General features: G+C 60.6%; 12 protein-coding genes and 2 tRNA genes. 2 read left to right on the forward strand and 12 right to left on the reverse strand.

The window, feature by feature from the left end; genetic code table 11:
- Positions 1–44: 44 nt before the first annotated feature.
- The 6 genes from VC35_RS18460 to VC35_RS18485 form a co-directional block, all read right to left on the reverse strand.
- A tRNA-Met gene (locus VC35_RS18460) sits at positions 45–121 on the reverse strand.
- Positions 122–208: 87 nt separating this feature from the next.
- Positions 209–1,663 carry an amidase gene (locus tag VC35_RS18465; RefSeq protein ID WP_046041854.1) on the reverse strand — a complete coding sequence of 485 codons (1,455 nt, stop codon included), beginning with the start codon at positions 1,661–1,663 and terminating at the stop codon, positions 209–211.
- 60 nt (positions 1,664–1,723) lie between these two features.
- Complete coding sequence (locus VC35_RS18470; RefSeq protein WP_046041855.1) at positions 1,724–2,770, reverse strand: ABC transporter substrate-binding protein; 1,047 nt, start codon at positions 2,768–2,770, stop codon at positions 1,724–1,726.
- A 27-nt stretch (positions 2,771–2,797) separates the two neighbouring features.
- Complete coding sequence (locus VC35_RS18475) at positions 2,798–3,604, reverse strand: ABC transporter permease (RefSeq protein WP_046041856.1); 807 nt, start codon at positions 3,602–3,604, stop codon at positions 2,798–2,800.
- Positions 3,604–4,524, reverse strand: a complete 921-nt coding sequence (locus VC35_RS18480; protein WP_046041857.1) for an ABC transporter permease — start codon at positions 4,522–4,524, stop codon at positions 3,604–3,606. Before VC35_RS18480 ends, VC35_RS18475 begins: the two co-directional genes overlap by 1 nt.
- Positions 4,525–4,539: 15 nt before the next feature.
- On the reverse strand, positions 4,540–5,667 hold the full coding sequence (locus tag VC35_RS18485; RefSeq protein WP_046041858.1) for an ABC transporter ATP-binding protein: 1,128 nt from the start codon (positions 5,665–5,667) through the stop codon (positions 4,540–4,542).
- 228 nt (positions 5,668–5,895) lie between these two features.
- On the opposite strand from VC35_RS18485, the gene VC35_RS18490 reads away from it, so the two are divergent.
- Positions 5,896–6,801 (forward strand): LysR substrate-binding domain-containing protein, encoded by a 906-nt coding sequence (locus VC35_RS18490; RefSeq protein ID WP_046041859.1) that lies wholly within the window; start codon positions 5,896–5,898, stop codon positions 6,799–6,801.
- Between the two features lie 15 nt (positions 6,802–6,816).
- Here the strand turns inward: VC35_RS18490 and VC35_RS18495 are convergent, their stop codons facing one another.
- Positions 6,817–8,874, reverse strand: a complete 2,058-nt coding sequence (locus VC35_RS18495) for a methyl-accepting chemotaxis protein (RefSeq protein WP_046041860.1) — start codon at positions 8,872–8,874, stop codon at positions 6,817–6,819.
- 333 nt (positions 8,875–9,207) lie between these two features.
- Between VC35_RS18495 and VC35_RS18500 the strand changes: the two genes are divergently transcribed.
- Complete coding sequence (locus VC35_RS18500) at positions 9,208–10,425, forward strand: MFS transporter (protein WP_046041861.1); 1,218 nt, start codon at positions 9,208–9,210, stop codon at positions 10,423–10,425.
- 188 nt (positions 10,426–10,613) lie between these two features.
- Here the strand turns inward: VC35_RS18500 and ychF are convergent, their stop codons facing one another.
- The 5 genes from ychF to VC35_RS18525 form a co-directional block, all read right to left on the reverse strand.
- Positions 10,614–11,714, reverse strand: coding sequence for a redox-regulated ATPase YchF (ychF, locus tag VC35_RS18505; protein WP_046041862.1), 1,101 nt, complete (start codon positions 11,712–11,714; stop codon positions 10,614–10,616).
- A gap of 22 nt (positions 11,715–11,736) precedes the next feature.
- A complete protein-coding gene (gene pth, locus VC35_RS18510; RefSeq protein ID WP_046030136.1) occupies positions 11,737–12,321 on the reverse strand; it encodes an aminoacyl-tRNA hydrolase in 585 nt (194 codons plus the stop codon).
- Positions 12,322–12,490: 169 nt separating this feature from the next.
- Complete coding sequence (locus tag VC35_RS18515; protein ID WP_046041863.1) at positions 12,491–13,090, reverse strand: 50S ribosomal protein L25/general stress protein Ctc; 600 nt, start codon at positions 13,088–13,090, stop codon at positions 12,491–12,493.
- A gap of 142 nt (positions 13,091–13,232) precedes the next feature.
- Positions 13,233–14,174: a ribose-phosphate pyrophosphokinase gene (locus tag VC35_RS18520; protein ID WP_003208392.1), complete on the reverse strand. Its 942-nt coding sequence runs from the start codon at positions 14,172–14,174 to the stop codon at positions 13,233–13,235.
- Positions 14,175–14,220: 46 nt separating this feature from the next.
- Positions 14,221–14,295: transfer RNA gene (locus tag VC35_RS18525), tRNA-Gln, on the reverse strand.
- Between the last annotated feature and the right edge of the window lie 13 nt (positions 14,296–14,308).

Genomic DNA, 14,308 nt, shown 5'->3' on the forward strand with positions numbered 1-14,308 from the left:
GCATAAAAAAACGGCTTACCTTGCGGTAAGCCGTTTTTAGTACTTGGTGGCTACACAGGGACTTGAACCCCGGACCCCAGCATTATGAATGCTATGCTCTAACCAACTGAGCTATGTAGCCAAGTGGCGCGCATTATTCACCGGTAACGGGGATGCGTCAAGCATAAATCTAAAATATTTCTCTGCGCTTTCAACCGTTTATCAAAATCTATCCTCTGAGCAGTGGCGAAGGGCAGCGCTGGAACCAGCGGCTGGCCTGTTCGTACGCGTGCGCCAGTTGCAGGACAGCGAAGTCGGCCTGGTGTCTGCCGATGATCTGCAGGCCCATGGGCAGGCCGCTGGCGTTGAAGCCAACCTGTACGTTGGCCACCGGGCAGCCGGACAAGGTGCCGGGAATCACCACCTCCATCCAGCGGTGATAGGTGTCCATGGTCACGCCTTCGATGACGGCGGGCCACGGTTGGGTTTTATCGAACGGGAACACCTGGGCGCTGGGCAACAGCAGGTAGTCGTATTTTTCGAATAGCCTGGAGATCGCCCGATACCAGTCGCTGCGCGTCACCGAGGCGGCAAACACATCGGTGGCCGAGAGTTTCAGGCCGTTTTCGACTTCCCAGCAGGCTTCCGGTTTCAACAGCGCACGTTTTTGCGGGTCGGCATAGGTCGCGCCCAACGAGCCGGCGACCATCCAGTGGCGCAACGTCCGCCAACTGCTCCAAAGCCTCTCTGGCGCGAATTCGGACTGAACCGGTTCAATGTGGCAACCCAGGCTTTCGAAGTCGGCAAAGGCCTTCTCGCACAGCGAGAGGATGCCTTGCTCCATTGGCAGGTAGCCGCTGAAGTCGCCGAGCCAGCCCAGACGCGTGCCTTTGAAGTCTCGATCCAGTGGTGCCGCAAAGGCGCTACCGGGCTCGGCAATGGACAGTGGCGCCCGCGCATCGGCCCCGGCCTGCACCGACAACAGCAACGCTGCATCGCGCACGCTGCGAGCCATGGGGCCTTCGTAGCCGAGTTGGTCGATAAACAGATCGGCACTGTCATCGAATGGCACGCGGCCCTGGGACGGACGGAAACCGAAGATGTTGTTGAAGGCCGCCGGGTTGCGCAGCGAGCCCATCATGTCGCTGCCGTCGGCCACCGGCACCAGGTGCATGGCCAGCGCCGCCGCCGCGCCGCCGCTGCTGCCGCCAGCGGTCTTGCTCGGGTCGTAGGCGCAACCGGTCGCGCCGAACAGCGGGTTATAGCTTTGCGAGCCGAGGCCGAATTCCGGGGTGTTGCTCTTGCCGATGATGATCGCGCCCGCGGCCTTGATCCGCTCGACCATGATGCCGTCGCGCTCGGGGATGAAGTCCTTGTACAGCGGCGAACCCAGGGTGGTGCGGATGCCGCGGGTCAGGGACAAGTCCTTGATGGCGTGGGGCAGGCCGTGCATCCAGCCACGGTATTGACCTTTCGCCAGTTCGGCGTCGCGGATATCGGCCTGGGCCAGCAGGCCTTCTGGCGCTTGCAGGCTCACCAGCGCATTGACCTGCGGGTTGAAGCGTTCGATATGGGCAAGATAAGTCTGCATCACTTCCCGGCAGGAAACCTGGCGCAGGCGGATGCGGTCGGCGAGCTCGTGGGCCTGCAACAGGACCAGTTCGCTGATGTTATTAGAGTTCATTGCAAGCGGCCTTTCAGACGGCTGGAAAAACGCCCCGCCATCGCGTCGGGGCGGTAGAGATCAACGCATCAGGTTGGTCCAGAGACGATCGGCAAGGCGGATCGCGCCTTCGCCGCAGGTCTTGCTGAACACCACGTTGGTGCCTTCGGGAATGTGCAGTTCCGGGGCGTCTTTCAGGCCCGCGTCGAGGAACGGTTCCACCCCCTTGATCGGGCTCTGGTGCTTGAGGAAGTTCTGGGTCATCGCCGCGTTTTCAGGCTGGCTGAGGAACGCGATGAAGGCCTTGGCGTTCGCCGGGTTCTTGCTGCCGGCCGGAATGACCATGTTGTCGACCCAGGCCAGCACACCTTCTTTCGGGTACAGGTATTTCAGGCTCGGTTTCATCTCCCGGGCGCGCATCGACGAGCCGCCCCAGAAGGTCGACATGTCGATTTCACCCGAGGCGAGGTTTTCGCGGATCGAGCCGGCCTTGGAGCTGTAGGTCTTGACGAAGGGTTTCTGCGCCTTGAGCAGGGTCAGAATCTGCTGCATCTGCTTAGGGTCCTCACTGCACAGCGGAATGTTCAGGTACAGGCTGGCCATGTCCACCACGTCGCTGACCGAGTCGAACATGTTGATCCGCCCTTGCAGCTCGGCCGGTGGCTCGTAAAGCACCTTGAGGCTGTCGGTGGGGCCCTTGTAGCGCTCGGTGTTGAGCACCACGCTGGTGGTGCCCCAGATGAACGGCACGGAATAGGCGCCTTCCGGGTCCCAGGTGGGTTTTTTCAGGTTGTCGACGACGCTGGCGTAGTAGGGCTCGTTGACCGGGTCGAAACGCTCCAGCAGTTTTTCCTTGATCAGGATCGGCACGAACTGGTGCGACGGGATTGCCACGTCATAACCGGCCCCGCCCTGTTTCAATTTGGCCAGCAGGGTTTCGTTGGAATCGTAGGAGTCGACGGTGACTTCGATGCCGGTCTGCTTCTGGAACTTGGCGAGAATCTCCGGCGAAAAGTAACCGCTCCAGCTCACCACGTTGAGTTTTTCCGCGGCCTGAACGCTGCCGACCATAGTCAGCGGTAAAGTCAGGAACAACGAAGTGCCGATGCTTGCAATCAACTTGCTCATGCTATTTCCCCACGGTACGTAGAAGGTTCAGGTTTTCTTTTTGCCCAGCAGATAAGAGAGCGTGACGAACAGCACCGAGACGCCCAGGATCAGGGTCGAGACGGCGTTGACGTCCGGTGTCACGCCCATGCGTAACAGGCCGAAGATGAAGATCGGCAAGGTGGTGGTGCCGGCCTGGGAGACCATCATCGAGATCACGAAGTTATCCAGCGACACGATGAAGGCCAGCATCAGCCCGGAGAAAATCCCCGGCATCAGCAGTGGCAGGGTGACCTTGCGGAAGGTCCGCCACGGGCCGGCATACAGGTCGGCCGAGGCTTGTTCCAGGGACAGGTCCATGTCGTTCAGGCGTGCCCGAATCGGCAGAAAGGCGAACGGGATACAGAACACCGTATGGGCGATGATCAGGTTGCCGTAGCCCAGGGACAGACCGATGGTGGAGAACAACGCCAGGGTGGCGACGCCGACCACGATTTCCGGCAGCACCAGGGGCAACATGATCGCGCCCATGGACAGTTGCAGGCCCTTGAACTTCGCACCCCGTGACGTGCCGAGGGCAGCGAGGGTGGCGATGGCCGTGGCGACCATGCTGGCGCACACCGCGATCAACAGGCTGTTGCCGGCCGCCTGGCGCAGGGCCTGGTTGGCGAAGGCCGCGCGATACCAGTCGAGGCTGAAGCCGGTCCACACCGTGGCCGACTGGTTGGCGTTGAACGAGAACGCCACCAGTACCACGATCGGCGCGTAGAGGTACAGGTAGAACAGGAAACTGAAACCGCCGAAGCCCGGGAAATCCTGCACGCCCAGCGTGTTGCGTTTGAACAGGCCGATCATCACGCACCTCCTTTGGCGATGCGCTGGCGTTCTGCACGCAGGGCATAAACCGTCAGTACCAACATCACCGCCGCCATCAACACCAGCGACAGGGCCGCGCCGAATGGCCAGTTACGCGCATCGCTGAACTGGCGGAAGATCAGGTTGCCGAGCATCATCCGCGTGCCGCCGCCGAGCAGTTCCGGGGCGATCATCGCGCCCAGGCAAGGCACGAAGGTGAGGATGGCGCCGGCGAGAATTCCCGGCTTGGCGATGGGTAATACCACCCTGCGCAAGGTTCTAACGCGCCCGGCGTAGAGGTCCTGAGCGGCCTCGAGCAGGCGGATGTCCATTTTTTCCAGGGTGGCGTAGATCGGCAGCACGACGAAGGGCGCGTAGGTATAAACCAGCCCCAGCAGCACCGCGCCGTCGGTGTAGAGCAGTTGCAGCGGCTGGTCGATGACCCCGAGGCCCATCAGGCTGTTGTTGATCACCCCGGTGTTGCGCAGCAGCAGAATCCACGCATAGGTGCGGATCAGCAGGTTGGCCCAGAACGGCACGGTGATCAGGAAGATCAGCAAGCCGCGACGATGGGCCGGTTGCATGGCCAGCCATACCGCCACCGGAAAACCGATCAGCAAAGTGATGAGCGTGGTCAGCCCGGCGATGCCGATCGAGCGCAAGGCAATGATCAGGTAGGAGTCGGCGAAGGCCAGACTGTCGTCCAGTTGCCGCTCGAACAGCAGCGAGGTGTAGGCGTCACTGCTGAATACCTTGTTCACCCCGCCGTAGGGGTTGGCCTCCATCAGCGAGTAACCGATGACGATCAGGATCGGCACGATCAGGAACAGGCCGATGGCGATCAGCGCGGGGCTGACACCGAGAAAGCTCTGGAAGGCCCGCCGACGTTCCAGGGTGTTGGCAATCGGTAAAGCGTGCATGGCAATTCCTCGTGCTCAATCGTGCAGGACGCTGGCGCTGCCCTGGTCGAACAACAGACCGGTCTGGCTGCCGACGGCGAAGCGTTTGCTCTGGTCGACGCAGTTGGGGGTGCGCACGGTGAGGCGTGAACCGTCGCTCAGGCTGACCTGATATTGCAGGTCGGTACCGAGGTAGATCTGCGCTTCGATCCGGCACGGCAGAGCGTTTTCAGTGGTGGCTGGCACCAGATGCAGACGCTCGGGGCGCACGGACAACGCAACGTTGGCACCGACCCGCACATCACTGCATGGCTGTGCAGGCAGCGGATGACCAGCCGGGCCGGCGAACCAGGCCAGACCGTCTTCGACACGGGTGACCGTACCTTCGATGAAGTTGGTCTCACCGATGAAGTCCGCCACGAAGCGATTGCGCGGGCGTTCGTAGATGTCCTCCGGGCGGCCGACCTGTTGCACTTCGCCTTCGGACAACACGGCGATGCGGTCGGACATGGTCAGGGCTTCTTCCTGGTCATGGGTGACGAAGATGAAGGTGATGCCGGTGCGGGCCTGAATGGTTTTCAGCTCTTCGCGCATGGCCTGGCGCAGCTTGAGGTCCAGCGCCGAGAGCGGTTCGTCGAGCAGCAAGACCTTGGGGTGCGGCGCCAGTGCACGAGCGAGGGCGACACGCTGTTGCTGACCGCCGGACAATTGCGCCGGCTTGCGGTTGGCAAATCGCTCCATCTGCACCAGGGCGAGCATCTCGCGCACTCGTTCGGCCATTTGCGTTTTGTTCAGGACTTTGCCCATCGGGTGGGACTCAAGACCAAAGGCCAGGTTCTCGGCGATGGTCATGTGCGGGAACAGCGCGTAATGCTGGAACACCGTGTTGACCGGGCGCTGGAAGGGCGGGCGGTCGGCGATGTTTTCGCCGTAGAGCAGAATATCGCCTTCGGTAGGAAACTCGAACCCGGCGATCATCCGCAGAAGCGTGGTTTTGCCGCAGCCCGAAGGGCCGAGAAGGGTAAAGAATTCGTTGTCGCGAATGTCCAGGTCGATGCTTTTGAGCGCCACCGGGCCAGTCTTTGGATCACCGTAGACTTTGCGCACTGAGCGGATGGACACCGCCAGCGTTTGCAGCGTTTGCAGCGAATGCAGGGCATTCATGCGTTACCTCCGATTCCCCCATCGCCTGCGCACCTGCTGAAAACAGCTGTGCCGTCGGGCCATGGATATTATTTTTCTGGGCAGGATCGAGATTGCGTTCGGGTGTTGTAACCAGCTGTTTTTTTGTTCTGCTGTGGATCGATTATCAGCGAGGGGTTGCGGGGGCGAAACTTCAATTTTAACATAGGGGTTGTTAAAAAATTTAACAGCAGAAGGCGCCCGGAAACCATGCCTGACCACCGTTTGCCGCCGCTCAACGCGGTGCGTGCCTTTGATGCCGCGGCCCGGTTGGGCAGCTATGTCGAAGCCTCCAAAGCCCTGCACGTGACCCAGCCGGCCATCGGCCGTCACGTGAAGTTGCTGGAAGACTGGCTGGGCATCCAACTGTTCGAGCGCACCTCTCGCGGGGTCAACCTGACGGTGGCGGGGGAGAAGTACCACCGCAAGATCACCGCCGCCTTGCAGCTGATCATCGAGGCCGGAAAAGAGGCGCAGCCAAAACACGCCGAACGCTGGCTGCGCATCATGGTGGTGCCGGGGTTTGCCAAGCGTTGGCTGATGCCGCGCATCGAGACCATGCGTCATCTGCGCCCGGGCTTGAAGTTCGCCATCGAACCCAATTCAACTTTCACTGAAGTGGATGGCAAAAGCGCTGACCTGGGCATCGTCTACGGGGTGGACGGCCAATATGCCCACTCGCGCACCAGCCTGATTTGTCCTCGGGTGTTTCCGATCTGTTCCCCCGATTATCTGGCCAGCGTCGAGCCCATCGACAGCCCCGCGGACCTGGTGAAACACAACCTGATCCACGTCGATGACGGCGAGTGGTGGAACCTGTGGTTCGCCGCCAACGACCTCGACATCCACCTCAATTCGGACATGCTCTACGTCAACAACGACCACGCGCTGTCGGTGGCCGAGAGCGGGCAGGGCATTGCGCTGGCCAACGAAGTGCTGGTGCGCGAAGAACTCCATAGCGGCAAGCTGGTGCGGGTGGTGGACGCGCAAGTGAAGCTGGAAAGCTATCGGGTGCTGACGCCGTCCGCCGAGCTCTCGGCGGACGTGGCGTGGTTTATCGACTGGCTCAAGAGCGAACTGGAGCAGGACTTCCCGGAGTCGGTGATCCGCGCCTGAGAAGTCCTGGCTGACTCAACTCAAGCGGAAGCGCCCGGTGTTGTCGCTGAGGGCCTTGCTGCCGTGGCTCAGGGTGTCCGCTGCCTGGTTCACCGCGCGGGCGCCTTCGAGCAAACGCACCGCCGCTTGATCGACTTGCTGGATGTTGCCGCTGACCTCGTCGGCGGTACTGGCCTGTTCCTCCACCGCCGTGGCGATTTGCGCCAGGGTATCGGTGACGCTCTGCACTGCACTGGCGATTTCCCCGAGCCGTTCGCCGAGGCCGGTGACCGCTTGCGCATCGGACTCTGCCTGACTGCACGCGGCTTGCATCAGGCTGACGGCCTCATTCACTGTGTTGCGCAGGCTGTCGACCGTGCCAGCAATCTGTGCGGTCGACGATTGCGTGCGTTGCGACAGGCTGCGCACTTCATCGGCCACCACCGCGAAGCCACGCCCTTGCTCGCCCGCCCGGGCCGCCTCGATGGCGGCGTTGAGGGCCAACAGGTTGGTCTGCTCGGCGACGCCGCGAATGGTGTCGACCACCAGTTGAATCTGCTGCCCCTGCTCGCTTACCCGGCCCAGCGCCGCAGCAGTGTCGTTCAGGCGTTGATTGAGTTGCTGGATGCTCGCGGTAGTGCGCTGGCTGTCACGGCTGCTGTCGGCGGCAATGCGCCGGGTGTGCTGGGCGCTGCCGGACGCCTGTTCGCAACTGTGGGCCACCCCTTTGGAGGTGGCGGCCAGTTGCGTCGCCGCCGCGGCAATCTGGCTGATCTGCAACTGCTGGGCTTCGACTTCGCCCAGGGCGTCGCTGGAATGATGGTTGAGGGTTTGTACCGCGTTGCTCAGTTGCAGGGTTTCATGATCCACCCCTTGCAGGCTGGTGCGCAGTTGCACCACGGCGACGTTCAGCGCGGTGCTGATGACTGCCAGTTCGTCTCGACCCTGAACCGGCACCTGCAGGCTCAGATTTCCATCGCGCAAGGCCTCGGCCAGTAGCGTGATGCCGCTGGCGCTGCGGCGGATCGAGGCCTGCAAACAGATGAACAGATACAGCGCGGCCAACAGCAGGCAGCCCAACACGGCGGCCACCACAATGAACTGGCGGATCGCCGAGCCGTGGTAGTAATCCAGGCGTTGATCCAGCGACACCAGCGACTGCTGGCGCAACGAGGCGAGGTCGGAGAGCAGGGCATCGAGACTGCGTTCGAAGTCCTCCGGCTTGAGGTTGATGCTGCCGCCGAACACGCCGTCATCCAGCACCTTCAGGCCCGCATCGAGGCGCTTGAGGCTGTCGTGGTATTGCCCGGCCCAGGTTTGCAGGGCGCTGGGCAAGCGCGCTTCGAGCAGGCCAGCCGTTTTCACAAGCTGCTCTCGCGCATCGCCGATGCGACTGCGCAGGTCGCGCAGTTGCAGGCGGCTTTGCAGGGTGAACTGCCCGGACACCACCGAGGCCTGGCCCACCGCCGCCAGACGACCGACCCGTTCGATCAGGTCCGGCGCATGCTGGGTGGAGATCTGCGTCAGCAAGTAGGTTTCCAACCACGGTGCCAGCGTCAGGCGATTGTCCATGGCGATCTGCTCGCGCAAGGCTTGCAGGGCGCTCAAGGCGTTGGTGAAGCGATCGTAGCCATCGGGCCACCAGCCGACATTGCTCAGGCTTTTTGAATCGAGGCCATCGAGAGCGGTTTGCAGGGCCTGATAACGCGACAGGGTTTCGCCCTCGTCGCTTTCTTTTTGCAGGGCATTGCCCAACTCGGCAGTGGCCTGGCTGACGGCGGGCTGAACCGCATCGAAGGCGGCCATCGCGGCGAGGGTGGCCGGCGTCGGCTGGCGATTGGTTTCCGTGGCGCGCCATCGGGCGGCGCGATCACGCTGGGCGGCGAGCAGGTCATCCAGCGCATCAAGCGCAAGCAGTTGCCGCACCCCGGCGCGTTCGCCGGAGATCAGGCTGAGTTTGTCGCGATAGTCCTGGCCGATCATCCACAGGCTGCCGGCCAGCGGCAGGATAAACAGCAGAAACAACAGCTGGAATTTACGTGCGAAGCCAAAGCGCCCCAGCAGCCCGATCCCCGGTGATAAAAAAGCCTGCATGCCCCAAGACTCCTCTGGACACCACGCACTATTGGCGTGCGCCGGAGGTTGTTGCACCCCCGACTCGTGCCCTCTAAAAAGGCCTCGAAAGTTCACCCTTGTCCGCTCTGTAGGCCGACTCTGTAGCGAAACTTCCCATTGTCGGTCTCCTTTGTAAGGAAGCCGCGTTCAAGCTGACAAGGAAGGCAAGATTCAGACCATGGCTTTGCGCCATCAAGGTTGTGGCGATGAAAAACCAAGTCGTTAGCAGGCTAAGGGAATGGCGTTGCTGCACTGAAAAATGGCACATTGACGCACCTGCACGTTTGTACCTCCTGTTGTCTGGAAATTCCCATGGCTATCAGCAACGCCCAGACCGGCTCAGTGCCGGCTTCCACTACGCCCCAAAGCAGTCCCCTGGTGATGCGCATCATCGGCGCGGTGGCGCTGGCGCATTTGATCAACGACCTGATCCAGTCGGTGCTGCCGTCGATCTATCCGATGCTCAAGGCCAACTATGGCCTGACCTTCACCCAGGTCGGCCTGATCACCCTGACGTTCCAGTTGACGGCCTCGCTGCTGCAGCCGTGGGTCGGCTACTACACCGACCGCCATCCCAAGCCGTGGTTGTTGCCGGCGGGGACGGTCTGCACCCTGGTCGGGATTCTGATGATGTCGGTGGTCGCCAGTTTCCCGCTAATCCTGCTGGCGGCGGGCTTGATCGGCATCGGTTCATCGACCTTCCACCCGGAAGCGTCCCGCGTGGCGCGACTGGCCTCGGGCGGTCGCTTCGGGCTGGCGCAATCGACCTTCCAGGTCGGCGGTAACGCAGGCTCGGCGTTCGGCCCGTTGCTGGCGGCGGCAATCATCATTCCCTACGGTCAGGGGCACGTGGCGTGGTTCGGCCTGTTCGCGGTGTTTGCGCTGTTCGTGCTTTACCGGATCAGCCGCTGGTACGCCAACCACTTGAACCTGTTCAAGCTCAAGCAAGGCCAGGCGGCGACTCACGGCCTGTCCAAGAGCCGAGTGACCAGCGCGCTGGTGGTACTCGGGTTGCTGGTGTTCTCCAAGTATTTCTACATGTCGAGCCTCACCAGCTACTTCACCTTCTACCTGATCGAGAAGTTCGACCTGTCGGTGGCCAGTTCGCAGTTGCACCTGTTCCTGTTTCTGGGCGCGGTCGCGGCGGGGACATTCTTCGGCGGGCCGATCGGCGACAAGATCGGGCGCAAGGCGGTGATCTGGTTCTCGATCCTCGGCGTTGCACCCTTCACATTGCTGCTGCCCCATGTCGACCTGTTCTGGACCAGCATCCTCAGCGTCATCATCGGCTTCATCCTCGCCTCGGCGTTCTCGGCCATCGTGGTGTATGCCCAGGAACTGGTGCCGGGCAATGTCGGGATGATCGCCGGGGTGTTCTTCGGCCTGATGTTCGGCTTCGGCGGGATTGGCGCAGCGTTGCTCGGGCATCTGGCGGACATTCACGGCATCGAGTACGTGTACTACCTGTGTTCGTTCTTGCCGTTGTTCGGGGTGTTGGCGATCTTCCTGCCGCGAACCAAAAAGGCCTGATCCAACACATTTCCCAATGTAGGAGTGAGCCTGCTCGCGATGACGGTGTGTCAGTTAGCGATTCTGTCGACTGACAGACCGTCATCGCGAGCAGGCTCACTCCTACAGGGAATTGGTGGTGGGGCGGGTGATTGTTTCAGGCACAAAAAAGCCGCGTATCAAACGCGGCTTTTTCTTGGGCGTGAGGCTTACACGTTGAAGCGGAAGTGCATCACGTCGCCGTCTTTGACGATGTAGTCCTTGCCTTCCAGGCGCCATTTACCGGCTTCCTTGGTACCGGCTTCGCCCTTGTACTGGATGAAGTCGTTGTAGGCGATCACTTCGGCGCGGATGAAGCCTTTTTCGAAGTCGGTGTGGATCACGCCAGCGGCTTGTGGTGCGGTGGCACCGACGCGGACGGTCCAGGCGCGGACTTCTTCGACACCGGCGGTGAAGTAGGTCTGCAGGTGCAGCATTTCGTAGCCAGCGCGGATCACGCGGTTCAGGCCAGGCTCTTCGAGGCCCAGGGCTTCGAGGAACATGTCTTTCTCTTCGCCGTCATCCAGCTCGGCAATTTCCGCTTCGATCTTGTTGCACACAGGAACAACCACGGCGCCTTCTTCTTCGGCGATGGCGCGTACTACGTCCAGGTGCGGGTTGTTTTCGAACCCGTCTTCAGCGACGTTGGCAATGTACATGACCGGCTTGGTGGTCAGCAGGTGGAAGCCCTTGATCACTGCTTTTTCGTCGGCGCCCATGTTCTTCATCAGGCTGCGTGCGGGCTTGCCTTCGGTGAAGTGGGCGATCAGTTGCTCCAGCAGGCCTTTCTGGACCACTGCGTCCTTGTCACCGCCCTTGGCGTTACGCGCGACTTTCTGCAGTTGCTTCTCGCAGCTGTCGAGGTCGGCGAAGATCAGTTCCAGCTCGATGATTTCGATGTCGCGTTTCGGATCGACGCTGTTGGAAACGTGAATCACGTTCTCGTCTTCGAAGCAGCGGACCACGTGGGCGATGGCATCGGTTTCACGGATGTTGGCCAGGAACTTGTTACCCAGGCCTTCACCTTTCGACGCACCGGCTACCAGGCCCGCGATGTCGACGAATTCCATGGTGGTCGGCAGGATGCGCTTTGGATTGACGATGACTGCCAAGGCATCCAGGCGCGGATCGGGCATCGGCACGATACCGCTGTTGGGTTCGATGGTGCAGAAGGGGAAGTTCTCGGCCGCGATCCCGGATTTGGTCAGGGCGTTGAACAGGGTGGACTTGCCGACGTTAGGCAGGCCGACGATGCCGCAATTGAATCCCATGGTGTTTCCCCTCGGATAAGAGTCAGGCCTTCTGGCTGTGCAGGTTTTTCATCGCGCGGTTCCATTCCCCGGCGAGGATATCCGGCAGCACGCCGAGGGCAAAGTCGATGCTGGCATCGAGTTTTTCCTGTTCGGCGCGTGGCGCACGACCCAGGACGAAATTTGAAACCATACTGGCAACGCCCGGGTGGCCAATGCCAAGCCGCAAGCGATGAAAGGTATTCTGATTGCCCAGTTGCGCAATGATGTCGCGTAACCCGTTGTGACCGCCATGGCCGCCGCCCTGCTTGAGCTTGGCAACACCGGGTGGCAGGTCGAGTTCGTCGTGCGCCACAAGGATTTCTTCAGGCTTGATGCGGAAGAAACCGGCGAGTGCCGCTACGGCCTGGCCGCTGCGGTTCATGTACGTGGTGGGAATCAGCAGACGAACATCCTGACCCTGATGCGAATAGCGCCCGGTCAGGCCGAAATACTTGCGGTCCGCCACAAGGTTCACGCCTTGTGCGTTCGCGATGCGCTCAACAAAAAGGGCCCCTGCGTTATGCCGGGTCTGCTCGTATTCAGCGCCTGGATTTCCCAGGCCAACGATCAGTTTGATGGCAGTCACGATAGGGGCCCTTCCTTGGAGTGGTGGATAACATCGCCGCAATCAGGGAGAGCGGCGAAAGTGGACGAAAATTGCTCATTTACCATGATGTAAACTCCGCGTTCTCGCCCGCTTTCTCGCTATGCTCTAGTCCGCGATGTTTCCGGTCACTCCGGCGTACAGAGTAAAATTACTCTGCAGCGCCTTCTGCAGCTTCTGGAGCAACACGTGGAGCGTGGACGTTGGCAACAGCCTTGTCATCGCCGTGTGCCAGGGCCACGAACTCAACGCCTTTAGGAGCTTTGAGGTTCGACAGGTGAATGATCGAACCGACTTCGGCGTTAGCCAGGTCGACTTCGATGAACTCAGGCAGATCTTTCGGCAGGCAGGAAACTTCGATCTCGGCAACAACGTGCGAGATTTCGCCGCCTTTCTTGGTCGGTGCTTCTTCGTTGATGAAGTGCACTGGAACGATAGCGGTCAGTTTCTGGCCAGCTACTACGCGTACGAAGTCAGCGTGCATCACGTGGCCTTTGGCCGGGTGACGCTGCAGGGCTTTGATCACGACGTTCTGCTTGGTGCCACCAACGTTCAGCTCGATGATGTGGCTGTAAGCCGCTTCGTTTTCGAGCAGTTTGGCAACTTCTTTGGCCAGCATGCTGATGGATTCAGGGGCTTTTTCGCCACCGTAAACTACAGCTGGAACCAGGCTCGCGAGACGACGCAGGCGGCGGCTCGCACCTTTCCCCAGGTCGGAACGCACTTCAGCATTCAGGGTAAATTCGTTCATGTTGTATCTCCAAAATAACCACATTCGCCCCAGCGTTTGCGACCAGCGCTAAAGGCGATATGGGCAAAAAAGCCCCGCCCCGACAGGAATGCCGGGGCGGGGCGCTTTTCGTCAACGAGACATTTCGAGAAGGGCAGGGCCCTTAGCGGAACATCGCGCTGATCGATTCTTCATTGCTGATGCGGCGAACCGCCTCGGCAACTACCGGCGCGATATCCAGTTGACGGATACGCGAGCAGGCTTGTGCAGCAGCGGACAACGGGATGGTGTTAGTCACCACCAGTTCGTCCAGCATGGAATTTTCGATGTTTTCGATCGCCCGACCGGACAGCACAGGGTGTGTGCAGTAGGCGAAAACCTTGGCAGCGCCATGCTCTTTCAAGGCCTTGGCCGCGTGGCACAGGGTGCCGGCGGTATCGACCATGTCATCGACCAGAATACAGGTACGCCCTTCGACATCACCGATGATATGCATCACTTCAGAGTGATTGGCTTTCTCACGGCGTTTGTCGATGATCCCGAGATCCACGCCCAGGGATTTGGCAACGGCACGTGCACGCACGACGCCGCCAATGTCCGGGGACACGATCATCAGGTTTTCGAAGCGCTGATCTTCGATGTCATCCACCAGAACGGGGGAGCCGTAGATGTTATCTACCGGAATATCGAAGAAACCCTGGATTTGGTCAGCATGCAGATCAACCGTGAGAACACGGTCGATGCCGACTACGGTAAGCATGTCAGCCACGACTTTCGCGCTGATAGCCACACGTGCGGAACGCGGACGGCGATCCTGACGGGCATAACCAAAGTAAGGAATAACAGCAGTGATACGAGTAGCCGAGGAGCGGCGGAAGGCGTCAGCCATCACTACCAGTTCCATCAGGTTATCGTTGGTCGGAGCGCAAGTCGGCTGAATAATGAAGACGTCTTTACCGCGAACGTTTTCATTGATCTCGGCGGTAATTTCGCCGTCGGAGAATTTACCGACAGAGATGTCACCGAGAGGGATATGCAGCTGACGTACAACACGCCGAGCCAGATCGGGGTTAGCGTTCCCCGTAAAGACCATCATCTTGGACACGCGCAGTACCTGAAGGCTGAGGGTAACCTGGATGAGTATAGGAAAATGGCAGGGGCGGCTGGATTCGAACCAACGCATGGCAGGATCAAAACCTGCTGCCTTACCGCTTGGCGACGCCCCTGTATCTGTTGCAA

It is taken from the genome of Pseudomonas fluorescens (assembly GCF_000967965.1).
Lineage (GTDB): Bacteria > Pseudomonadota > Gammaproteobacteria > Pseudomonadales > Pseudomonadaceae > Aquipseudomonas > Aquipseudomonas grandcourensis.

Coding starts and splice junctions, on each gene's coding strand:
- VC35_RS18465 (WP_046041854.1), bottom strand. CDS start 1,663: ATGAACTCTAATAACATCAGCGAACTGGTCCTGTTGCAGGCCCACGAG.
- VC35_RS18470 (WP_046041855.1), bottom strand. CDS start 2,770: ATGAGCAAGTTGATTGCAAGCATCGGCACTTCGTTGTTCCTGACTTTA.
- VC35_RS18475 (WP_046041856.1), bottom strand. CDS start 3,604: ATGATCGGCCTGTTCAAACGCAACACGCTGGGCGTGCAGGATTTCCCG.
- VC35_RS18480 (WP_046041857.1), bottom strand. CDS start 4,524: ATGCACGCTTTACCGATTGCCAACACCCTGGAACGTCGGCGGGCCTTC.
- VC35_RS18485 (WP_046041858.1), bottom strand. CDS start 5,667: ATGAATGCCCTGCATTCGCTGCAAACGCTGCAAACGCTGGCGGTGTCC.
- VC35_RS18490 (WP_046041859.1), top strand. CDS start 5,896: ATGCCTGACCACCGTTTGCCGCCGCTCAACGCGGTGCGTGCCTTTGAT.
- VC35_RS18495 (WP_046041860.1), bottom strand. CDS start 8,874: ATGCAGGCTTTTTTATCACCGGGGATCGGGCTGCTGGGGCGCTTTGGC.
- VC35_RS18500 (WP_046041861.1), top strand. CDS start 9,208: ATGGCTATCAGCAACGCCCAGACCGGCTCAGTGCCGGCTTCCACTACG.
- ychF (WP_046041862.1), bottom strand. CDS start 11,714: ATGGGATTCAATTGCGGCATCGTCGGCCTGCCTAACGTCGGCAAGTCC.
- VC35_RS18515 (WP_046041863.1), bottom strand. CDS start 13,090: ATGAACGAATTTACCCTGAATGCTGAAGTGCGTTCCGACCTGGGGAAA.